Origin of the sequence: Billgrantia endophytica (assembly GCF_002879615.1) — a bacterium.
Lineage (GTDB): Bacteria > Pseudomonadota > Gammaproteobacteria > Pseudomonadales > Halomonadaceae > Halomonas > Halomonas endophytica.
The window spans coordinates 83543-104029 of record NZ_PNRF01000010.1; the positions used below are offsets into that span (position 1 = coordinate 83543).

The 20487-nt window shown below is 62.8% G+C and carries 18 protein-coding genes; 10 read left to right on the forward strand and 8 right to left on the reverse strand.

All coding sequences use genetic code 11. The annotated features are described in order from the left end of the window. Positions 1-152: 152 nt before the first annotated feature. The 4 genes from accC to ppa all read right to left on the reverse strand — a co-directional run bounded on the left by accC (position 153) and on the right by ppa (position 4910). Positions 153-1493: an acetyl-CoA carboxylase biotin carboxylase subunit gene (accC, locus tag C1H69_RS04260; protein ID WP_102652171.1), complete on the reverse strand. Its 1341-nt coding sequence runs from the start codon at positions 1491-1493 to the stop codon at positions 153-155. A gap of 30 nt (positions 1494-1523) precedes the next feature. Next, positions 1524-1982, reverse strand: a complete 459-nt coding sequence (gene accB, locus C1H69_RS04265) for an acetyl-CoA carboxylase biotin carboxyl carrier protein (RefSeq protein ID WP_102652172.1) — start codon at positions 1980-1982, stop codon at positions 1524-1526. Between the two features lie 234 nt (positions 1983-2216). Continuing rightward, complete coding sequence (gene dsbD / locus C1H69_RS04270; RefSeq protein ID WP_240609803.1) at positions 2217-4058, reverse strand: protein-disulfide reductase DsbD; 1842 nt, start codon at positions 4056-4058, stop codon at positions 2217-2219. Between the two features lie 321 nt (positions 4059-4379). Further along, a complete protein-coding gene (gene ppa / locus C1H69_RS04275; protein WP_102652174.1) occupies positions 4380-4910 on the reverse strand; it encodes an inorganic diphosphatase in 531 nt (176 codons plus the stop codon). A 253-nt stretch (positions 4911-5163) separates the two neighbouring features. Between ppa and C1H69_RS04280 the strand changes: the two genes are divergently transcribed. Next, positions 5164-6894 (forward strand): bifunctional protein-serine/threonine kinase/phosphatase, encoded by a 1731-nt coding sequence (locus C1H69_RS04280; RefSeq protein ID WP_102652175.1) that lies wholly within the window; start codon positions 5164-5166, stop codon positions 6892-6894. Between the two features lie 81 nt (positions 6895-6975). On the opposite strand, the gene C1H69_RS04285 is transcribed toward C1H69_RS04280, so the two are convergent. Further along, the gene (locus C1H69_RS04285; protein WP_102652176.1) at positions 6976-8235 is read right to left on the reverse strand and encodes a 6-phosphofructokinase; all 1260 of its coding nucleotides are present in this window, start codon (positions 8233-8235) and stop codon (positions 6976-6978) included. 187 nt (positions 8236-8422) lie between these two features. Here C1H69_RS04285 and mpl point away from each other — a divergent pair, with 187 nt between their 5' ends. From mpl to C1H69_RS04300, 3 genes are read left to right on the forward strand one after another with little or no spacing between them, the layout of a single operon-like run. Further along, the gene (gene mpl, locus C1H69_RS04290) at positions 8423-9802 is read left to right on the forward strand and encodes a UDP-N-acetylmuramate:L-alanyl-gamma-D-glutamyl-meso-diaminopimelate ligase (protein ID WP_102652177.1); all 1380 of its coding nucleotides are present in this window, start codon (positions 8423-8425) and stop codon (positions 9800-9802) included. Continuing rightward, on the forward strand, positions 9795-10448 hold the full coding sequence (locus C1H69_RS04295; RefSeq protein WP_276308745.1) for a flavin prenyltransferase UbiX: 654 nt from the start codon (positions 9795-9797) through the stop codon (positions 10446-10448). The genes mpl and C1H69_RS04295 overlap by 8 nt, the downstream gene beginning before the upstream one ends. Further along, positions 10445-11068, forward strand: a complete 624-nt coding sequence (locus C1H69_RS04300) for a LysE family translocator (RefSeq protein ID WP_205738407.1) — start codon at positions 10445-10447, stop codon at positions 11066-11068. Before C1H69_RS04295 ends, C1H69_RS04300 begins: the two co-directional genes overlap by 4 nt. A gap of 38 nt (positions 11069-11106) precedes the next feature. Here the strand turns inward: C1H69_RS04300 and C1H69_RS04305 are convergent, their stop codons facing one another. From C1H69_RS04305 to C1H69_RS04315, 3 genes are read right to left on the reverse strand one after another with little or no spacing between them, the layout of a single operon-like run. Continuing rightward, positions 11107-12510: a bifunctional DedA family/phosphatase PAP2 family protein gene (locus tag C1H69_RS04305; RefSeq protein WP_102652178.1), complete on the reverse strand. Its 1404-nt coding sequence runs from the start codon at positions 12508-12510 to the stop codon at positions 11107-11109. Positions 12511-12541: 31 nt separating this feature from the next. Next, entirely contained in the window at positions 12542-13483 is a 942-nt protein-coding gene (locus C1H69_RS04310; protein ID WP_102652179.1) for a diguanylate cyclase domain-containing protein, read from the reverse strand. Next, positions 13473-14345 carry a hypothetical protein gene (locus tag C1H69_RS04315; RefSeq protein WP_133154952.1) on the reverse strand — a complete coding sequence of 291 codons (873 nt, stop codon included), beginning with the start codon at positions 14343-14345 and terminating at the stop codon, positions 13473-13475. Before C1H69_RS04315 ends, C1H69_RS04310 begins: the two co-directional genes overlap by 11 nt. A gap of 119 nt (positions 14346-14464) precedes the next feature. Here C1H69_RS04315 and C1H69_RS04320 point away from each other — a divergent pair, with 119 nt between their 5' ends. The 6 genes from C1H69_RS04320 to rodA all read left to right on the forward strand — a co-directional run bounded on the left by C1H69_RS04320 (position 14465) and on the right by rodA (position 20487). Next, complete coding sequence (locus tag C1H69_RS04320) at positions 14465-15772, forward strand: glutamate-5-semialdehyde dehydrogenase (protein WP_102652181.1); 1308 nt, start codon at positions 14465-14467, stop codon at positions 15770-15772. Positions 15773-15828: 56 nt separating this feature from the next. After that, a complete protein-coding gene (gene nadD, locus C1H69_RS04325) occupies positions 15829-16479 on the forward strand; it encodes a nicotinate-nucleotide adenylyltransferase (RefSeq protein ID WP_102652302.1) in 651 nt (216 codons plus the stop codon). A 67-nt stretch (positions 16480-16546) separates the two neighbouring features. Then, the gene (rsfS, locus tag C1H69_RS04330) at positions 16547-16909 is read left to right on the forward strand and encodes a ribosome silencing factor (protein ID WP_102652182.1); all 363 of its coding nucleotides are present in this window, start codon (positions 16547-16549) and stop codon (positions 16907-16909) included. Further along, the gene (gene rlmH, locus C1H69_RS04335) at positions 16906-17373 is read left to right on the forward strand and encodes a 23S rRNA (pseudouridine(1915)-N(3))-methyltransferase RlmH (protein ID WP_102652183.1); all 468 of its coding nucleotides are present in this window, start codon (positions 16906-16908) and stop codon (positions 17371-17373) included. The genes rsfS and rlmH overlap by 4 nt, the downstream gene beginning before the upstream one ends. A 42-nt stretch (positions 17374-17415) precedes the next feature. After that, positions 17416-19323 carry a penicillin-binding protein 2 gene (gene mrdA, locus C1H69_RS04340; RefSeq protein WP_102652184.1) on the forward strand — a complete coding sequence of 636 codons (1908 nt, stop codon included), beginning with the start codon at positions 17416-17418 and terminating at the stop codon, positions 19321-19323. A gap of 3 nt (positions 19324-19326) precedes the next feature. Continuing rightward, on the forward strand, positions 19327-20487 hold the full coding sequence (rodA, locus tag C1H69_RS04345; RefSeq protein WP_102652185.1) for a rod shape-determining protein RodA: 1161 nt from the start codon (positions 19327-19329) through the stop codon (positions 20485-20487).

Genomic DNA, 20487 nt, shown 5'->3' on the forward strand with positions numbered 1-20487 from the left:
AGCCAGGCTCAGAGAGTGTTTACAAACTACTGCGCTAGGCCATACTACGTTGAAATCAGCCTAAAAATACTCATTTACAGCGCGTAAACTCCGCTTTTTTTGACTGATCTCGCCTTGTCTGTCCTTCGCTCGCCACTTTTGTAAACACCCTCTCAGGAGCCGAGCTTTTTCTCCAGATAGTGGATGTTGACGCCACCCTGCTGGAAGTACCCGTCCCGAACCAGATCCTTGTGCAGGTCGATATTGGTCTTGATGCCTTCCACCAGCAGCTCGTCCAGCCCGTTGCGCATGCGGGTCAGGGCGATTTCCCGGCTGTCGCCCCAGGTGATCAACTTGCCGATCAGCGAGTCGTAGTGGGGCGGGACCGTGTAGCCCGTATAGAGATGCGAGTCCACGCGTACGCCCAGGCCGCCCGGTGGGTGGTAGAGTGTCACCTTGCCGGGTGATGGCATGAAGGTACGAGCATCTTCCGCATTGATTCGACACTCGAAGGCGTGGCCATTGAGCTTGACGTCATCCTGGGTGATCGACAGCGGCAGTCCTGACGCGATACGAAGCTGTTCGCGGACGATGTCCACGCCGGTCACCATCTCGGTGACAGGATGCTCCACCTGGACACGGGTATTCATTTCGATGAAGAAGAATTCGCCGTCTTCATAGAGAAACTCGAAGGTGCCGGCGCCGCGATAATTGATCTCGATGCAGGCCTGGCGGCAGGCTTCCAGCACGCGCGCCCTGGCTTCGGGATCGATGCCGGGAGCCGGTGCTTCTTCCAATACCTTCTGGTGCCGTCGCTGCAGCGAGCAGTCGCGATCATAGAGATGGATGGCATTGCCCTGGCCGTCGGCCAGCACCTGCACCTCCACATGGCGTGGCCGCTCGAGGAACTTCTCCATGTAGACGGTGCCGTCGCCGAAGGAGGAGTGGGCCTCGGTGCGGGTTACGTTGACCGCGGAAAGCAGGTGGGCTTCGGTGTGAACGACCCGCATCCCGCGACCACCACCCCCTGCGGCGGCCTTGATGATGACCGGGTAGCCGATGCGTCTCGCAATGGCGATGATATCGCCTTCGTCATCACCGAGAGGGCCGTCCGAACCCGGCACCGTGGGGACGCCGGCGATCTGCATGGCTTCGATGGCACTGACCTTGTCACCCATGAGTCGAATGGTCTCGGCCCGGGGGCCGATGAACACGAAGCCGGACCGTTCGACCTGTTCGGCAAAGTTGGCATTCTCGGAAAGGAAGCCGTAACCGGGGTGAATGGCGCTCGAGTCGGTGACTTCCGCAGCACTGATGAGAGCAGGAATGTTCAAATAGGACTGGGCCGAAGGCGCCGGGCCGATACACACGGCCTCGTCGGCCAGGCGTACGTGCATCAGTTCACGATCGGCCTTTGAGTGCACGGCCACGGTCTTGATGCCCAGTTCCTTGCAGGCACGCAGGATGCGCAGGGCGATCTCGCCGCGATTGGCGATGAGTACCTTGTCCAGCATGATGGAGTCCGCCAGTGTCTGGGTGATGGATCAGGAAAGGATGAGCATCGGCTGGTCGAACTCGACCGGCTCGCCGTCCTCGACCAGAATCGCCTCGACCACGCCGTCTCGGTCGGCTTCGATCTGGTTCATCATTTTCATGGCTTCGACGATGCAGACGGTCTCACCTTTCTTGACGCTCGAGCCCACCTCCACGAACGGTTTCGAGCCGGGAGCGGGGCTGCGATAAAAGGTGCCCACCATCGGTGAGGTCACTGCATGGCCCTGGGGCACGGCCGTAGCGGCTTCGGTCGGTTCAACTGACGGAACTGTTGGGCCAGGGGCGGCGGGCTGGGGTGCGCCATAGAAGGGCATGGGAGGCTGTGGCCAGCTCACGCCGTTGGGATGACGGCTGATGCGTACGGACTCTTCGCCCTCCTGAATCTCGATTTCGCTGATATTGGATTCTTCGAGCAGCTCGATCAGCTTCTTGACCTTGCGGATATCCATGACTCTGTCTCGATCAGTGGGTAGGTGACGGCGGACCAGGGCGCTGTTAACCCAAGCCAACTTCCAATAGATCCCGGCAAGATAGGGAACATTGCCGACGCTATCGGCCTTGATAAGCGTTGTCGGCGGAGTGTGCCTAAAATCGACGTGTATGTCCAGCGGGCAAAAGAACAGTGTTTGACAAGTCGCCAAACACCGTTCGACATCGTTCTTCATGAGATGTCACCCCGGGATTCAGCCCTGGCGACTGCCCAGCCACTCCAATACCCCATCCAGATGGCTTGCCAGGGCAGGGGCCCCCACTTCTCCCTGGATGCGGGCCTCGCGAATCTCCTCGGTATTGTCGAAGAACAGCAGGCTGGGCGGCCCGAACAGGCCGAAGCGGTCGAGTAGCTCCCGGGCAGCTTCCCCGGTATCGGTGACATCCACGTTGATGCGCGCGAAGGAGGAGAGTATTTCGGCCACCCGGGGGTCGGGATAGACTTGACGCTCCATCTGCTTGCACGAAATGCACCAGTCGGCGGTGAAGTGGACGAAGGCCGGGCGACCCTCGTCTGCGGCGTTGGCCAGGGCTTGTTCCAGGCCATCGAGGCCGCTGACAGTGGTGATCCCGGCCTCCTCGATGCCGCTCTGGGCCACTCCGTTCACGCCGGCCAGAGGGCGCAGGGGATCATGGGCACCGCTGGCGGCACCGAACACCAGGGCGATGCCCCAAGCCAGTAACAGTAGTCCAGCGGTCTGGCGAACCCTTGGCCATCCCTGCTTCTGGTTGAAGGTCAGCGCGCCCAGTGCCAGGGCGCTGCCAATGGCCAGTGCTGCCCACAGCAGCAAGGCTGCGGTCGAGGGCAGCAGGCGTTCCACCAGCCAGATGGCGACACCCAGCATCAGAATGCCGAAGGCGATCTTCACCCCGTTCATCCAGGCGCCGGTGCGAGGCAGCAAGGTGGTGCCGAAGGTGCCGACAAGCAGTAGTGGAACACCCATGCCAAGGCCCAGGGCGAGAAGCGCGGCGCCTCCCATCATGGCGTCGCCCGTGGTGGAGATGAACACCAGGGCGCCGGCCAGGGGGGCGGAAACACAGGGTGATACCACCAGTACGGAGAGTGAACCGGCCACGGCCAGGCCGCCGGGGCCGCTGCGCTGGGCACGGGCCTGCCAGGCATCGATGCGCCCGGCCAGGCGGGGGGAGAGGCGCATGTCGAAGGCGCCGAACATGGCCAGTGCGAAGGCGGCGAAGAGTGCCGCAAAGGTGATCAGCACCGGAGCCGACTGCAGGCGTGCCTGAAGATTGAGTCCGGCGCCGAACAACCCCATGAGTACACCGACCGCGGCATAGGTGATCGCCATGCCGGCCACGTAGCTGGCCGACAGGACGAAAGCGCGTGGCCGGGTGGGATTCTGGCCGACGATGATCGAGGAGAGAATCGGCACCATCGGCAACACGCAGGGAGTGAAGGTGAGCCCCAGCCCGGCCAGAAAGAACAGGCCCAGGGCAAGCGGCAGACTGGCATCGCTCATTATTGCACTAAGACGGCCATCTTCGCTCTGTGGTGCCACGGGGGCGGCTGTGGTCGTGCTGGCGCCGTTACTTCCATCTCTCCAGCCGGAAAAGGCCGCCGGCATGGCGCCTTCCGGTGCCTGCAGGTCGACCTGCTCGGGGGGGTAGCAGAGCCCCGCATCGGCACAACCCTGGAAGCGAACCTTGATGTCCAGGGGGCCTTCGGCGCCTCCCTGGATGGGCGCTTCGAAAACGACCCGTTCGTAGAAGACATAGACGTCACCCAGGAACTCGTCGCTCTTGAACTCGCCGGGAGGGACGGCGGGGTCGCCCAGTTCGAGGCTGTCGTCCAGGCTCTCGACCCCCAGTTGATGACGGTAGAGATAATAGCCCTCGGCGTTCTCGAACCCGATGTAGAGTGTCTCGCCGTCATGCCAGGCGCTGGGCTGAAACGCTTCCAGGACCGGCAGGAAGTCGCCTTGATTGCTCGAGGAGGAGAACCATTGGGCGTGGGCCGCCAACGGGAGCAGCAGGACAAGTAATAGAGCTAACCGTCGAGCGTGGAGGCGGATAGACAACGCGATCGTCCTTTTTTTCTGAGCAAGCCGGGCGCTATTAAGAGACCCCACACGATAGTCGTGGTTCCGGTGTGGCGGCCGACGTTCCGGAGCCGCCTGCACCCGATGGACGTCTCGGTCCGGCCGCTCCAAGAGTAACTCACGAGCAGGTCGGGATAGAACCGCGGAGTCACCGTGTGACTGCGTTTCTTTGCCGCATTTTGATGCAGGGCAAGCCGGCATGCCCGTCTTCGGGGTAAGCGCGCTTGCCGATAAGCGAACGGGCCGCTGGTGAGCGACCCGTTCGGGATATTGGCCAGGGCGCTGATGACGCGATGGCTATCAGGCTTTTTCGTAGGCGGCCACGGATTTTTCGATGGCCCTGCGGGCGGCATCGGCGCCCTCCCACGATTCGACCTTCACCCATTTCCCCTTCTCGAGATCCTTGTAGTTCTCGAAAAAGTGAGCGATCTGCTGGCGCAGCAACTCGGGCAGGTCGGTGACTTCCTGTACATCGTCATACAGGCTCGTCAGCTTGGCATGGGGCACGCAGACCAGTTTGGCATCCTCGCCGGCTTCATCGGTCATGTTGAGGATGCCGACCGGGCGGGCGCGAATGATGCTGCCTGGCTGAACCGGGAAGGGCGTGACCACCAGCGCATCCAGGGGATCGCCGTCATCAGCGAGGGTATGAGGGATGAAGCCGTAGTTCGCTGGATAGAACATGGGCGTGGCCATGAAACGATCCACCAGCAGGGCGCCCATGTCCTTGTCGATCTCATACTTGATCGGCGCATGGTGGGCCGGGATCTCGATCGCCACGTATACGTCGTTGGGTAGGTCCTTGCCGGCAGAGATATTGTCGAAGTTCATCATCGCTTCCTTCGTTTGGCGAAAATACGGTACCCGAAATGCGGCGAATTATACGGAGCTGGCCTGGGGATTACCAATGCGACATAGGTGAGATAAGGTGATGGGGTCGGTTTGGCACGGTGAACTGGGGTCGGGTCGGGCTTCCGTTGACAGGCTGGGGTCGGAACAAGCGTGTATGATGGCCGGCGCGAGGGAGAGTCCGGCGGCCAACTGGTGGTGGCCGGATAATCGGCGAAACCAGAAGGAGCTTGACTTGTCATCCACCCAGTTGTCGCTGAGCGTTGGTCAGGCCTTTGTGGCACCGGACCGGCGCCGTCATCGCAGCTCCATGTCGGTACGCATTCCCGACCAGACAGGGCTGCTGTCGGCCAAGGGTGCTTGTGCGTTGATCAGCGACACCAGCTCGCGCAATGCCATCGCCAAGCAGGCAGGGGACCTCAGCGTACGCGGTTTTCTGGCAGATTACTTCTCCACCCCGGATCACTGGGACGTCAAGACATCGGCGACCCGGGTGCTGCGAGCACTCAATGGCTGGTGTTACAGCCAGAGTACGTTCGTGAAGAATGGCAGCTACGTGGCATCGCTTTCCGCCATGGTGTATCGCGCCCGCGACGCCCATCTCTTTCACATGGGCGACACGCTGGTCTTTCGCCTGCGTGGTGCCGAATTCGAGCAGCTTTCCCGAGACCATACGACCGACCTGGGCGGTTACCGCTATCCATCCCGGGCGCTTGGCCTGGATGGCAGCATCGACATCGACTATCTGCAACTCCCCCTCAAGCAGGGCGATATCTTCCTGTTCACTACCCAGGCGGTGCGAGGGACGCTGATGCCGTCGGACTACGTGCAACTGATCCGCAAGGATGCCAGTGACCTGGACGCCGCCTGCGAGCGGTTGGCCGAGGCCGCCAGTGAGCGCGCCCAGTCCCGTGGTTACGGAGCGGACCAGTTCTGCTTCCAGTTGGTGCGCATCGACCAGCTTCCCGAAGAGGAGCGGGACCACCCGGGGCGAATCTACGGCGACCTGCCGATACCGCCGGAACTCTCGCCAGGTGAGCGTATCGATGGGCTGGAAGTGCAGGAGGCGCTGTCGCGTACCGCCCAGTCGCGGGTCTATAGGGTTCGGGATGTCCATACCGAGCGCGAGATGGTAATGAAAGCGCCGAGCCCCGAATTGTCCAACCGCAATGCCTATCTCGAGCATTTCCTGCTGCAGCAATGGGTGGTGGAAAGGGTGAAGTCACCCTTCGTGGCTCGGGTCATGGAACCTTCACGACCGCGGCGCTATCTCTATTACCTCATGGTCTTTGTCGAAGGGCAGACGCTGACGGAGTGGGCGCGGCGTCATCCTCAGGCAAACCTGACCCAGCGTCTCGATATCGCCGTGCAGCTTGGCAAGGCGGTACAGGCTTTGCATCATCGCGACCTGCTGCACCAGCGCATCCATCCCGACAACGTGCTGATCGACGTGCATGGACAGGTGGTGTTGACCGATTTCAGCGCTTGTCACATGCGTGACATGGATGGACACCGCCGTTCCCGTGAACTGGCCCGACAGGTTGGTCTCAGCGAACACAGCGCGCCCGAGTATGCCCTGGATGACAGTGTGGGGCGGCGTAGTGACCAGTACTCCCTGGCGTCGACCATCTATTGGCTGTTGACCGGGGGGGTGCCCTACGAGTTGACGCCGAATCGACTGCGTAGCCATACCGACCTCGAGCAGTTGAGCTACCGAAGTGCTCGCCTGCACAACCCCGAGGTGACACCAGCCCTTGACGATACGCTGCGTCGTGCACTGGACCCGCAACGCTCACTGCGTTTCCGGCGGATGTCCGAATTTCTCTATACGCTGCGTCATCACGATGGCAGGATCGGCAAGGATCGCAAGGCTCCGCGACGGCTGCTGAGGGAGCCAGCCAATTTCTGGCAAGGCATTGCGGGGATCCTGCTGCTGCTGCTGGTACTGTCCTGGCTGCTGCGCTAGGAACCCATGGCCCCGGCTTTGCCGGGGCCCATTTGAGGTGCCTGAAAAATCGACTCGCGGATGAAGCGTGTTGCGTCAGGCTCAGAGCGTGAAATCCGGAAGCTTGCGCTCGACCTTGTGCAGGGCCAGTCTGGCGACCTTGGGCAGGCCATTCTCGAACGGCGGGAAATCCTCGCCCTGAATCAATGGCGACAGGTACTGGCGGCAGGCTTCCGTGATGCCAAAGCCGTCCTCGCGAATGTACTCGGGCGGCATGAACTTCTCGCGGTTGGCCACCTCGGCCAACGGTGCTGCCTCGATACGCCATTCATAAGGCGAGTCGCTGACACGCTTGATCGCGGGCATCATGGAGTTCTTGCCCTCGACAGCCAGCTCAACGGCCTTTTCGCCCACGGCATAGGCCTGTTCGACATCGGTTCGGGAAGCCAGGTGGCGCGCGGCGCGCTGCAGATAATCGGCAACTGCCCAATGGTACTTGTACCCCAGGTCCTGCTTGACCATGCCTGCCAGGGTGGGTGCCACGCCACCCAGTTGGCGATGACCAAAGGCATCGGTATTGCCCGCGTCGGCCAGGAAGGTGCCATCCTCGTAACGAGCGCCCTCCGAAACCACGATCACGCAGTAGCCGTACTTCTGAACGGCCTCTTCCACTCTGGCCATGACGGCGGCACGGTCGAAGGCCACTTCGGGGAAGATGATCAGGTGAGGCGGCTCGCCTTCGCCCTGTCCAGCCAGGCCTCCCGCGGCAGCGATCCAGCCGGCGTGGCGGCCCATGACCTCCAGGACGAACACCTTGGTGGAGGTGGCGCACATCGAGGCAATGTCCAACGAAGCTTCCAGAGTAGAGGTGGCAATGTACTTGGCCACGCTGCCGAAGCCTGGGGAGTTGTCGGTGACCGGCAGGTCGTTGTCCACGGTCTTGGGCACATGGATGGCGGTCAACGGATAGCCGAGCCGTTCCGAGAGCTGTGAGACCTTGAGGCAGGTGTCGGCACTGTCACCGCCGCCATTGTAGAAGAAATAGCGGATATCATGGGCCTTGAAGACGTCGATCAGGCGTTCGTACTGCGCGCGATGGCTGTCGATGTCCTTGAGTTTGTAACGGCAGGAGCCAAAGGCGCCGCCGGGGGTGTGGCGCAGGGCGGCGATCGCCTCGCTCGACTCGCGGCTGACGTCGATCAAGTCTTCGGTCAGGGCGCCGATGATGCCGTTGTGTCCGGCATAGACCTTGCCGATGCGGTCGGAGTGGCGATGGCAGGCCTCGATCACCCCGCAGGCGCTGGCATTGATCACGGCGGTGACACCGCCAGACTGGGCATAGAAGGCGTTATGCTGGGCCATGGGGCTGACTTGCTCCTGGTCACGTGCAGGGAAGGGGTTGGTCGGTTCATGAAAAGGCGAATTATTCTAGACGAAACTGAGCGAGCCTGCACGTCGCTGGAGGGGCGTCGTCAGGTCGTGCTAGTCTGCGGCTTGCTTTCCGGCGGGCGATGGACGCCTGCTTTCCGGCGATCAGATTGGAAACTTCATGCATCTTCATATCCTCGGCATCTGTGGCACCTTCATGGGTAGTCTGGCGCTGCTGGCGCGAGACATGGGTTTTGACGTCAGCGGCTCGGATGCCGGTGTCTATCCACCCATGAGTACTCAACTCGAAGAAGCCGGTATCGTCCTGCGCGAGGGCTATGCAGCCTCCAATCTCGACCCCCGCCCGGATCGGGTGGTCATCGGTAACGCGTTGTCTCGCGGCAACCCTGAGGTGGAAGCGGTGCTGGACCGGGGGCTGACCTACGTGTCCGGCCCCCAGTGGCTGGCGGAGCAGGTCTTGCCCGGGCGGCGCGTCATTGCCGTGGCCGGTACCCACGGCAAGACGACGACGGCAAGCTTGCTGGCATGGTTGCTCGAATCCTCCGGGCTGGAGCCGGGCTTCCTGATCGGCGGTGTGCCACGCAATTTCGGGGTATCGGCCCGCCTGGGCGGGCAGGGCGCGCCTTTCGTCGTGGAAGCCGATGAATATGACACCGCCTTCTTCGACAAGCGCTCCAAATTCGTCCATTACCGGCCCGATATTGCCATCCTGGGAAACCTGGAATTCGATCATGCGGATATCTTCGATGACCTGACCGCAATCGAGCGGCAGTTCCACCATCTGGTGCGCACCGTGCCCGGGCGCGGCCGGCTGCTGGTGGCCGATGGCGAGCCGGCGCTGGAGCGGGTGCTCGAGATGGGTTGCTGGACCCCCGTCGAGCGTTTCGGCAACCAGTCCGCCAGTGCCTGGCGGTTCGAGCTGGAACGCGAAGATGCCAGCCGCTTCCGGGTCATTCACCAGCAGGGGGACACGGATGAGGACGCCGTGATCGACTGGTCGTTGACCGGCACCTATAACGCTCGCAATGCGCTGGCGGCGCTGGCGGGAGCCCATGCCTGCGGGGTCGATCTGGCTCGGGGCTGCGCGGCTCTGGCACGCTTCGAGACACCCAGGCGCCGCCAAGAGGTGCGGGGAGAAGTGGCTGGCATTCAAGTGATCGATGATTTTGCCCATCACCCTACGGCTATCGCCGCCACCCTCGAAGGGCTGCGCGCTGCCACGTCGCGTGGTCGGCTGCTGGCCGTTATCGAGCCACGTTCCAATACCATGCGCTTGGGCACCTTGCGCAGCCGACTGGCGGAAAGCGTTGCATCCGCTGACCAGAGCTTCTGGTACCAGCCGTCGGGTATCGACTGGTCGCTGGAGTCGATGTTGGCGGAGATTCCTGCATCGTCCCACCTGGTCGAGGATATCGATGCCCTGGTGCAGGCGCTGGTGGCCGAGGCGAAGCCGCTGGACCGTATCGTGGTCATGTCCAACGGTGGTTTTGGCGGTATCCACGAGAGGCTTCTGGCTGCCCTGGAGGCTGCCCATGGTTAAGGCGGGCATGGACGAGGGTTTCAATGAGCCGATTACGGTGGCCATTACCGGTGCCTCGGGCGCCCAATATGGACTGCGTTTGATCGAAGCGCTGGTGTCGGCGAATCATGAAGTCTGGGTGATGATCTCCAAGGCGGCGTACCTGGTTATCGCAACCGAGACCGAGCAGGCGCTGCCGGCCCGCCCCGAGCGGCTGGAAGAAGTGCTGGTCGAGCGCAGCGGTGCGGTTCCCGGGCAGATTCGCTGCTTCGGTCGTGAAGACTGGATGGCGCCGGTGGCCTCGGGTTCCGGTGCGGCCTCGGCCATGGTGATCTGTCCCTGCTCCACTGGCACGCTGTCCGCCGTGGCGACGGGGGCCAGCAACAACCTGATCGAACGGGCCGCCGACGTGGCCCTCAAGGAGCGACGGCGCCTGATCCTGGTTCCGCGTGAAACGCCCCTTTCGGCCATTCACCTGGAGCACATGCTGAACCTGACCCGATTGGGCGCCGTGATCCTGCCCGCGGCACCGGGTTTCTACCACCAGCCTGTGAGCATCGATGATCTCGTCGATTTCATCGTCGCCCGGATCCTCAATCAGCTTGGCATCGCGCATCGGTTGATGCCTCGCTGGGGTGAGCGGAGCGATGGGAGAGAGAACGCTTGATCAAGCTGTCGCTCCTTTCGGTATTTCTCCCGACCTTTCTCTTCGTATCGTTGACGCCCGGCATGTGCATGACGCTGTCGATGGTGCTTGGCATGACCCAGGGGGTGAGGCGGACGCTCTGGATGATGGCCGGCGAGCTGGTTGGCGTGGGGCTGGTGGCCGCTGCCGCGGGTATTGGTGTTGCCGCGCTGATGCTGCGCCAGCCAGAACTCTTTGCCCTCTTCAAGTGGGTGGGTGGTGCCTACCTGGGTTACCTGGGTGTCATGATGTGGCGCTCCCGAGGGCGCATGGCGATCTCTGTGGAGACCGTCGACCTACCACCGGCGTCTCGAAGCCAGCTGGCACTGCAGGGGTTCGTCACCGCAGTGGCCAACCCCAAGGGATGGGCCTTCTTCGTGGCACTGCTGCCGCCCTTTCTCGATGCGTCACGGGCGCTGCCAGGTCAGCTCCTGGTACTGATCATGCTGATACTCGTCATCGAGTTTCTGTGCCTTCTGCTCTACGCCGCGGGTGGTCGTGGCCTGCGCCGCCTGCTTGGCGAAAGCGGGAATGTGCGTCTGCTCAACCGTATTGCCGGCTCACTGATGGTCGGGGTCGGCCTCTGGTTGGCACTGGGATAGCCGGTCGTTTTCCCTCCGGCCTGGCCGGGAGAGCATCGCTATACCGGCGGCAGCCAGACGACCCGGGCGCTGATCAAGGCCAGGGAGGCGGCGGTCAACATCAGCCAGGGGCAGGGAGTCAGTGCGGTGCGAGGCTTGCTCTGCCAGGCCAGGCGCACCAGGGCGCAAACGACCAGCCCCAGCAGGGCGCCACCAACCAGGTCGCTGAGCCAGTGTACTCCGATGATGAGTCTCGATATTGCCATGGGGATCACCAGGGCAATGGCGCCCCAATAGATCCAGAAGCGGTGGCGGTGAGGTAATTCCTGGGCGATGAAGGCAGCGGCCAGACCGTAGAGCACGACGGCGGAAGAGGCATGGGCGCTGGGATAGGCCAGTGAACCGGCCAGGTAATCTGGCGTGTCGGGGCGGGGGCGCCCGATCAGTGCCTTTCCCAGCACATTCAGCAAGGCAATACCGGCAAGGCCCGCGCCGATATGACCCAGTGCCGCCAGATGGCGTTTCGCGAGAAGCCACAGCGCCCAGGGAAGCACGAGAGCCAGGATGCCGTACATGTCACCGATGCGGGCCAGCAATTGGCCCGCTGCCGGCAGTATGGGCACCACCATGCCCTGGAACAGGGTGTGTACCGCCAGGTCCATCTCGAAAGGGCCATCCTGATGGATGACGGCAATGGTCCATCCCGAGAGCCCTCCCAGAGCCAGGATCAGTAGCAGCCAACTGCCCAGGGGTATCTCGCCCTGGCCACGCCAGCTCTGGGTCAGCCACAGTCGTCGCATCACCGGGTGACGCCGAGCGCCACCAGCCAGTAGCCGGTAAAGACGGCCGTTGCGGCTCACCTGATGACGCAGCCAGGAAAAGACCACGGCCAACACGACGATCAGTACCGCCAATGCGATGAGCCAGGGCTCCAGGCCTGGCGGTAGGTCGAGCAGTTGCTGCCAGGTCTGGCCAAGCAGGTAACCTGGCAGGACGTAGGCGGGTGCCCAAAGCAGTGCCGACGCAACGTTGGCCCAGGTGAAAGCCCGTGGTGACATGTGCAGCATGCCGGCGATCAGGGGAATGACAGGGCGTACCGGGCCAACGAAACGGCCGAAGAATACCGATAGCGTGCCGTAACGGTGGAAGAAGCGGGCGCCTCTCGCCAACCACTCGGGATGACGGGAAAGTGGCCATAGATGGGGTATGCGTTCGCGTTGGGTATAGCCCAGCGCAAAGCTCAGGCCGTCGCCGATCACGGCGCCGGCGAAAGCGGCCAGCAGCACGCCCGTGACTGCCAGGTCCTGATGTCCGGCAAGGGATGCCGCGGCGGTGATCAGAACCACGCCGGGCAATAGAAGACCGACCAGGGCCAACGACTCGAGCAGGGCGATGATGCCGATGAAAAGCAACAGCATCCCGGGAGAGGGTGTCAGCTGATAGAGGGCCTCGGTCAGACTCAAGCGTCGACTCCTTGGGATGGTGGGGTAGAGATCACTGCTCGATGAGCTGCTGTGTCAGAGTCTGTAGCCGCTGCTCGTAATGCGGCCAGGTCTCTCCAGCCAGGCGTTGACATAGTGCCATGGGGGCTCGGAGCGGGCCGGTATCCACCAGGACGGTATGCTCGAGGGCCTGTTCTATGCGATGCCGTACCAGTTGTGCGCCGCTCTCGCTGGTGTCGGGCAGGACCAGCCAGAAGCTGGCTGAGCTTTGCCTGCCGAGGAAGTCGTGACGGCGGGAGCAGCGGTTCACCTCCCAGCACAGGGAATCCAGCAAGGCCTGTCTTGCGCGAAGGCCGAACTGCTCACTGACCATTTCCAGTTGAGGCAGGTGAATGACGAGGACGGCGAGCGGCTGCTGAAGGAGCTGGGTGCGCTGGTATTCATTATCCAGGAGTTCATGCAGGGTGTCCTTGGCCAGCGCATTGCACTGGGCGTCCCTGGGGTCGGTGGCGTGAAGCAGGGCCTGCTGGCGGCGCTGCTCCCAGGGAATCAGCATGGCAACCATCATCATGGCGAGAAAACCCAGTGTCGTATCAATGCCTGGCTGGTTCTGGCTATCGCCGAGCAGGAACAGCCAGACAGGCAGGAGGACCACATTGAGCAGAATGGCTGGAGCCAGCGGCAGCAACAGCAGCGTCAGCATCGGGGCGAGGCCGGCCCATAGTGAGGCGGATTCACCAAGGCGTGGTAGTTCCAGTGCCAGCATCAGATAGCCGGCAATCAATATCAGATAGGCCGAAAGGCGAGCCCTGTTTGCCAGCGCCAGCCGTAACAGAGAGGAAACCAGCATCACCAGGGCCAGTATCGCCGGCAGCAGGATGCGGTCATAGTCTCCCATCAGGTAGTGCCAGAGGGCATAGCCTCCCAGCAGCAATGCGCCGGCGGCATAGGCAATGGCAAAGCGCGTAGCCGACCACTGGTTGTCATCGTCCATGAACCGTCTCCGAGTCGATCTCCAGGGAGGTGCGTTGCTTCTCGAAGCGCAGGAGCTGGTCTTCGAGGGAGCCGATGGCATTCAGCGACGTGAAGCGCGCCTTGACCGGAGACCGCAGGCCCTTCAGCAGCGACTCGCGGCGATCGCTGGCCTGTGCCTCGTCACGGCTGAGCAACAGTGCCGCCAGGGTATGGCGGTCGAGGCGGTAGCAGTTTTCGAAGTCATGGGTCTGCTGGCACAGATTCTGTGCCAGGGGCCAGAGGAGGTGGCGTGACGAACTCAGCAACAGCAGCTCTCCGTGCACGCCTTCGCGTCGACAGCGGGCACGCTCCCGACGCAGATCACTGGTCAGTTGATGGGCGGACCAGAGAGGAAGCCCCGGTACCAGGCGGACTCGCTGGCGAGTGGCGAACTGCAGCGGTTGCAACTGACGGTTGCGGGCCAGTCCGGGGAGCACCAGGATCAACATCACAAGTCCGGAAAACAGGGCCTGTTCAAAGCCCAGCAGATCCTGGACCGACCACCAGGTCAGGGCGGCCAAGGCGACGGTCAGGCCCAGCATCCAGCTTGGCTGGGGCAGCATCAACAGCGCCGGCCAGATCCATATCCACAGCGCATGGCGCTCGGGATCCGTCCACAGCAGGCTTGCCAGCAGCAGGCTCGGCACCAATTGCCAGGGCAGTGTGGCGGGGCGGAGATGGCTGAACTCGATCCTGATGGCGGTAACCGTCAACCAGGCGACCCCCAGCCACAGTAGCAGGGCGCTCGTGACCAGTTCCGTCTGGTGAGCCAGCAGGGCCAGCAGAAGTGCCGCGGCCAGCAGGTTCAGGCGCATCAATCCGACTTTGTACTTGCTTTGCATGGTGCCTTACTATGGTGGCCTACCCGATGTGCCTTACTATGGTGGCCTACTCGATGTAGTGCCAGTATAACGTTCGCAGCGCTGTCTGGCGCCCTGGCCCAGGAGACCTTCGCACCCCCATGTCTGATTTCGCCTCCCAGACCGAACCCGCGGCTGCGGCCCATGAGATCGGTGATGTCGACGCCTATATGGTGCGTCTCGGCAAGGCCGCCCGAATGGCTGCAACCCAGATGCGGCGCGCTGTCACCGCCGACAAGAACGGCGCTTTGCTGGCCATGGCCGACCATCTGCAGCGTGATCGTGTCGCGGTACTGGCGGCCAATGCCGAGGACCTTGCTCGTGGTCGCGAGAGCGGGCTCGATGCCGCCTTGCTGGATCGCCTGGCACTCGATGATGCCCGCCTGGATGCCATGATCGAGGGATTGCGTCAGGTCGCTGCCCTGCCGGATCCGGTCGGCGAGATAGACGGCTTGCATGCCCGGCCCAGCGGTATCCAGGTGGGCCAGATGCGCGTGCCGCTTGGCGTGATCGGCATCATCTATGAATCACGCCCCAATGTGACCATGGAGGCCGCCAGCCTCTGCCTGAAGTCCGGCAACGCCTGTATCCTGCGCGGTGGCTCCGAAGCGTGGGCATCCAATGCCGCGATTGCCTCCTGCATCCGGAGTGGCCTGCGCGAGGCGGGGCTGCCGGAAGCGACCGTTCAGGTCGTGTCGACGACCGATCGTGCTGCGGTGGGCTGTCTCATCTCGATGCCGGAATACGTCGATGTGATCATACCCCGAGGCGGAAAGTCCCTGATCGAGCGTGTTTCACGTGAGGCCAGTGTGCCTGTCATCAAGCACCTCGACGGGGTCTGCCACGTCTATATCGATGCCACGGCCGACCCGGAAAAGGCGCTGGCGATCGCTGTCAATGCCAAGACCCAGCGCTATGGCACCTGCAATACCATGGAAACGCTGCTGGTCGACGCTCCGGTATCCGAGTCTCTGCTGCCCCGGCTGGCCGCGGCGTATGCGGAACACGGCGTAGCGCTGCGGGGCTGTGACAGGACCCGGGCCGTGCTCGGTGATATCCCTGTGGCCAGCGAGGAAGACTGGTACGCGGAGTATCTCGCACCGGTGCTGGCCATTCGGGTAGTGGACGGTATCGAGGCTGCGATCGAGCACATCGAACGTTACGGTTCTCATCACACCGACGCCATCATTACCGATCACTATGGGCTTGCGCGGCGCTTCATGGCCGAGGTGGATTCCAGCTCGGTCATCGTCAATGCCTCGACTCGATTCGCCGACGGCTTCGAATATGGCCTGGGGGCGGAGATCGGGATCTCCACCGACAAGCTGCATGCCCGTGGCCCGGTGGGTCTCGAAGGGCTCACCACGCGCAAGTACGTGGTGCTGGGCGATGGCCAGGTGCGCCGATGACCGATGAGGACGAGCGGGCTGCAAGAAAGCCGGTTCGCACGAACGAAGGCACGGCCATGACACAACGGCGTGTCGCCATGCTTGGCGGTACCTTCGACCCCGTCCATCTCGGGCACTTGCGCAGTGCCGTGGAGCTGCGCGAGCTGCTGTCCCTGGATCGCGTGCACATGGTCGCTGCCGGGGTGCCGCCGCTCCGGGGCGAGCCGAGGGTGACGCCCGAGGAGCGACTGGAGCTGCTACGGCTCGGCATCGGTGATACGCCGGGGCTGGTGGCCGACCCGCGGGAGCTGCGGCGCGATGGTCCTTCCTTCAGCGCCGATACGCTGGCGAGCCTGCGCCAGGAGTATGGTGCCGAGGCGCGCCTGGTCATGGCCCTGGGGCATGACGCTTTCCTGCGCCTGGCCGATTGGCATTCTCCATCGCGGCTGTTCGAGCTGGCCCACCTGGTGGTCATCGATCGCCCCGACTTCAAGGCCCCGTTGCCCGCCGCTTTGGTCGAGCTGATCCGGGGCAGGGAGGTCGATGGCGTCGAGACTCTCTTCGAGGCCCCGTCGGGAGGGCTGCTGCGCGTGGCACTGCCGACACGCATGGCGATATCAGCCACGGACGTGCGCCATCGACTGGCTAGTGGGGCAACGGTCCGTTACCTGTTGCCTGAATCCGTTGAAGAACGAATATACGAAAGAAAACTCTATCTGGTTCAGTGAACGCTGCCAGCCGCCTCGCAAGAGGATACAATGGGTATCGACCAAGACTTCCCGTTGACGAGGGGCTATGCACATCGATTCGCTCAAGACTCTAGTGGTAGGCGCACTGGAAGACCTGAAGGCCAGGGACGTGGCAATACTGGACGTCTCGCGACTCACCAGCGTCACCGACCTGATGATACTGGCGAGCGGTACGTCCACCCGTCATGTGGCGGCGTTGGCCAATCACGTCGTCGAGCAGGCCAAGGCCCAGGGTCTTCGGCCCCTCGGCGTCGAGGGGCAGGCCGACTCCGACTGGGTGCTGGTAGACCTTGGTGACATTGTGGTCCATGTCATGCTGCCCGAGACCCGCCAGCTCTACGACCTCGAGCGACTCTGGGCGGACCTGCCGGATGATATCGAGCTCCGCGAGGAGCACCGAGGGGCATGAAAGTCCGCCTACTGGCGGTGGGTACCCGCATGCCGGCCTGGGTGAACGAAGGGGTGGAGGAATACCGCAGGCGGTTGCCCCGGGATTTTGCCTTGGTGATCGAAGAAGTCCCCCCTGGTCAGCGTGGCAAGAATGCCGACGTGGCACGTGCCGTCTCGCTCGAGGCACAACGAATCCGTGACCGTCTTCGGGGGGAGGAGTTCACGGTGGCCCTGGAAGTTGGCGGCAAGGCATGGAGTACCGAGCGACTGGCTCAGGAGGCCGAAGAGTGGCGGCTGGAGGGGCGTGACGTGGTACTGATGGTCGGTGGTCCCGACGGTTTGTCACCCGAGCTATCCGGCAGTGCCGACAGGCGTTGGTCGCTATCGCCGTTGACCCTGCCCCATCCGCTGGTAAGGGTCATCCTGGCCGAGCAGCTCTATCGTGCCTGGACCCTGATGGTGGGACACCCATATCACCGCTGATCGGCGGTTGCTCAGCCAACTCTTTTCGAGGTCCTTGCCGGCATGCGTTTTCGCCGTGACACCCTGAAAAATCCGCAGCAGGAGCTGCGCATCTTTCGAGTGCGCTCGCTGTTGGCGACCTTGCTGGTCCTGACGCTCACTGGACTGCTGATGGGGCGGATGGTCTACCTGCAGGTGGTTCAGCATGAGATATACAGCACACGCTCGGAGAAAAACCGTGTGCGGGTCGAGCCTCTGCCGCCGACTCGCGGGCTGATTCATGATCGCAACGGCGTACTGTTGGCTGAAAATCGACCCACCTACAATCTGACGCTGACGCGCGAGCGGGTCGAGGATCTCGAGGGCACGCTCGACCTGCTGGAGGCGTTGCTCGAACTGTCGGTCGAAGAGGCCGAGGCCTTCCGGGTACGCTCCCGGCAGCGTCAAAGACCCTTCCAGCCGGCCCTCCTGATGAGTGATCTCAACGAGGAGCAGATAGCCCACCTGGCGGTCAATCGGCATCGCCTGCCCGGTATCGAGATCGAGGCGCAGCTACTGCGTTACTATCCCGATGCCGAGATCATGGCGCATGCCCTGGGCTATGTGGGGCGCATCAATGCCGAAGAGCTGAAGACGCTCGATGCCGGTCGTTACGCCGGCACCCATTTCATTGGCAAGACCGGAGTGGAGCGCTTCTACGAAGACGTGCTGCATGGTCAGGCCGGCTTGCGCAAGGTCGAGACCAACGCCCGTGGCCGGGTATTGCGTGAGCTTGGCCGCACCGACCCGGTGCCGGGACAGAACCTGAGGCTGACGCTGGACAAGGAACTGCAGATCCTTGCCTATGAGCTGCTCGATGGGCGCCGCGGCTCCATTGTCGCCATCGCACCGAAAACCGGCGAGATATTGGCCATGGTGTCGGCGCCTGGATTCGACAGCAACCAGTTCGTCACCGGGATCGACTTCGCCTCCTACCGGGCGCTGCAGGAAGACATCGACCTGCCATTGTTCAATCGGGCGATTCGAGGGCAGTATCCTCCGGGGTCGACCATCAAGCCGTTCCTGGCCATGGCCGGGCTGATCGAGGGAGCCATCACCCCTGACCGGACGATCAACGACCCCGGGTTCTACCAGTTGCCCAACGATTCGCGGCGCTACCGCAACTGGCTTCGCTGGGGGCATGGCCGCGTGGACATGGAGCGTTCGATTGCGGTTTCCAATAACACCTATTACTACTCCCTGGCTCATGAACTGGGTATCGATCGACTGCATGAGCAGATGAGCGCCTTCGGGTTTGGCCAGCGTGTCGGCCATGATGTCTTCGGTGAAAGCGCCGCCCTGATGCCCTCCCGGGAGTGGAAGCGGGGGCGTTTCGGGCAACCCTGGTTTCCCGGTGAAACCCTGTCGGTGGGAATCGGCCAGGGGTACTGGCAAGTGACCCCCCTGCAGCTCGCAACGGCAACCGCCGTTCTGGCCAACCGCGGGGAGTGGGTGAGGCCGCGTCTGGCCAGTCAAATCGACGATGAGCCCGTATCGCTCCAGCTTCCGGGTACGCCGCCTGATCTCGCGGTCAACGACGGGGCCTGGTGGGACCGGGTCTTCTCGGGCATGGAAAAGGTGCTTACCGGACACGAGGGAACCGCCAGGCGTACCGGGGTAGGACTCGAATATCGCATGGGTGGCAAGTCTGGTACTGCCCAGGTTTTCTCACTGGGACAGGACCAGCGCTACAACGCCGATGAGCTTGCCGAGCGGCTGCGTGACCACGCCCTTTTCATGGCTTTCGCACCCTTGGAGGATCCACAGATTGCCGTAGCGGTAATCGTCGAGAATGCCGGTGGCGGCAGCACCCATGCGGCTCACCTGGCCAGGGCCATGACCGATGCCTGGTTGCTGGAAGAGGAAGCACTGGATGTCGAAGAGCTGCGAGAGGCAATGGAAAATGACACCGGCAGCGTGGCGGGAAACTGATTCATGGCATTGATCGATCTGGCTAGAGGACTGCGCGCCCACCCGGTTCGGGCCCCCGAGAGCGGCATCGCCCGGCGCAAGAGCCTCTGGGAGCGTACCCACCTGGACCCCTGGCTCTTGCTGATGCTGCTGGTGTTGATGGCGGCGGGGCTGGCAATGCTCTATAGCGCCAGTGGCCAGCGCATCGAGGTGGTGATTGCCCAGGGGACGCGGTTCCTGGTGGCAGTGGTCATCATGCTGGTGCTGGCGCAGCTGACGCCTACCACCTTGCTGCGCTGGTCACCGCTGATCTATGGCGGTGCCGTATTGATGCTGCTGGCAGTGGAGCTGGTTGGTGATGTCGGCATGGGGGCCAAGCGCTGGCTGGTCATTCCCGGTGTGGTGCGTTTTCAGCCGTCGGAGCTGATGAAGCTGGCCATGCCGCTGATGGTGGCGGCCTGGTTGAGCCGTCGTGAGTTGCCACCGCGCTGGTATGACCTGGCATTGTGCGCCGTGCTGATTGGCGTGCCGGTGGTGATGATCGCACGTCAGCCGGATCTCGGCACGTCGCTGCTGGTGATTAGTGCGGCGGTGTTCGTGGTGCTGCTGGCCGGCCTGTCCTGGCGCTTCATCGGCGCACTGGCGGCATTGGCGGCAGCGGCACTTCCGCTGCTGTGGATGAGCCTGCATAGTTACCAGCGCCAGCGTGTGCTGACGTTTCTTGACCCCAACAGTGATCCGCTTGGCTCCGGTTGGAACATCATCCAGTCGACGACGGCCATCGGTAGTGGCGGCATGTGGGGCAAGGGTTGGCTGCAGGGTACCCAGTCGCAGCTGGAGTTTCTCCCCGAGCGTCATACGGATTTCATCGTGGCGGTGCTCGGCGAGGAATTCGGCCTGATCGGAATGCTCGTGATACTCGTGCTGTACCTGCTGATCGTGACGCGGGGTCTATGGCTGGCGGCAGGTGCGCACGATACGTTCGGGCGCCTGGTCGGAGGCAGTATCATCTTGACTTTCTTCATTTATGTCTTCGTCAATGTGGGCATGGTGAGCGGTATCCTGCCGGTGGTGGGCGTGCCCTTGCCGCTGGTCAGCTATGGGGGGACCTCCAGCGTGACCTTGCTGGCCGGTTTCGGTATTCTCATGTCCATTCATGGTCACCGTCGCCTGTTGCCGCGTTAG

Coding starts and splice junctions, on each gene's coding strand:
- accC (WP_102652171.1), bottom strand. CDS start 1,493: ATGCTGGACAAGGTACTCATCGCCAATCGCGGCGAGATCGCCCTGCGC.
- accB (WP_102652172.1), bottom strand. CDS start 1,982: ATGGATATCCGCAAGGTCAAGAAGCTGATCGAGCTGCTCGAAGAATCC.
- ppa (WP_102652174.1), bottom strand. CDS start 4,910: ATGAACTTCGACAATATCTCTGCCGGCAAGGACCTACCCAACGACGTA.
- C1H69_RS04285 (WP_102652176.1), bottom strand. CDS start 8,235: ATGGCCCAGCATAACGCCTTCTATGCCCAGTCTGGCGGTGTCACCGCC.
- mpl (WP_102652177.1), top strand. CDS start 8,423: ATGCATCTTCATATCCTCGGCATCTGTGGCACCTTCATGGGTAGTCTG.
- C1H69_RS04295 (WP_276308745.1), top strand. CDS start 9,795: ATGGTTAAGGCGGGCATGGACGAGGGTTTCAATGAGCCGATTACGGTG.
- C1H69_RS04310 (WP_102652179.1), bottom strand. CDS start 13,483: ATGGACGATGACAACCAGTGGTCGGCTACGCGCTTTGCCATTGCCTAT.
- C1H69_RS04315 (WP_133154952.1), bottom strand. CDS start 14,345: ATGCAAAGCAAGTACAAAGTCGGATTGATGCGCCTGAACCTGCTGGCC.
- C1H69_RS04320 (WP_102652181.1), top strand. CDS start 14,465: ATGTCTGATTTCGCCTCCCAGACCGAACCCGCGGCTGCGGCCCATGAG.
- nadD (WP_102652302.1), top strand. CDS start 15,829: ATGACACAACGGCGTGTCGCCATGCTTGGCGGTACCTTCGACCCCGTC.
- rsfS (WP_102652182.1), top strand. CDS start 16,547: ATGCACATCGATTCGCTCAAGACTCTAGTGGTAGGCGCACTGGAAGAC.
- rlmH (WP_102652183.1), top strand. CDS start 16,906: ATGAAAGTCCGCCTACTGGCGGTGGGTACCCGCATGCCGGCCTGGGTG.
- mrdA (WP_102652184.1), top strand. CDS start 17,416: ATGCGTTTTCGCCGTGACACCCTGAAAAATCCGCAGCAGGAGCTGCGC.
- rodA (WP_102652185.1), top strand. CDS start 19,327: ATGGCATTGATCGATCTGGCTAGAGGACTGCGCGCCCACCCGGTTCGG.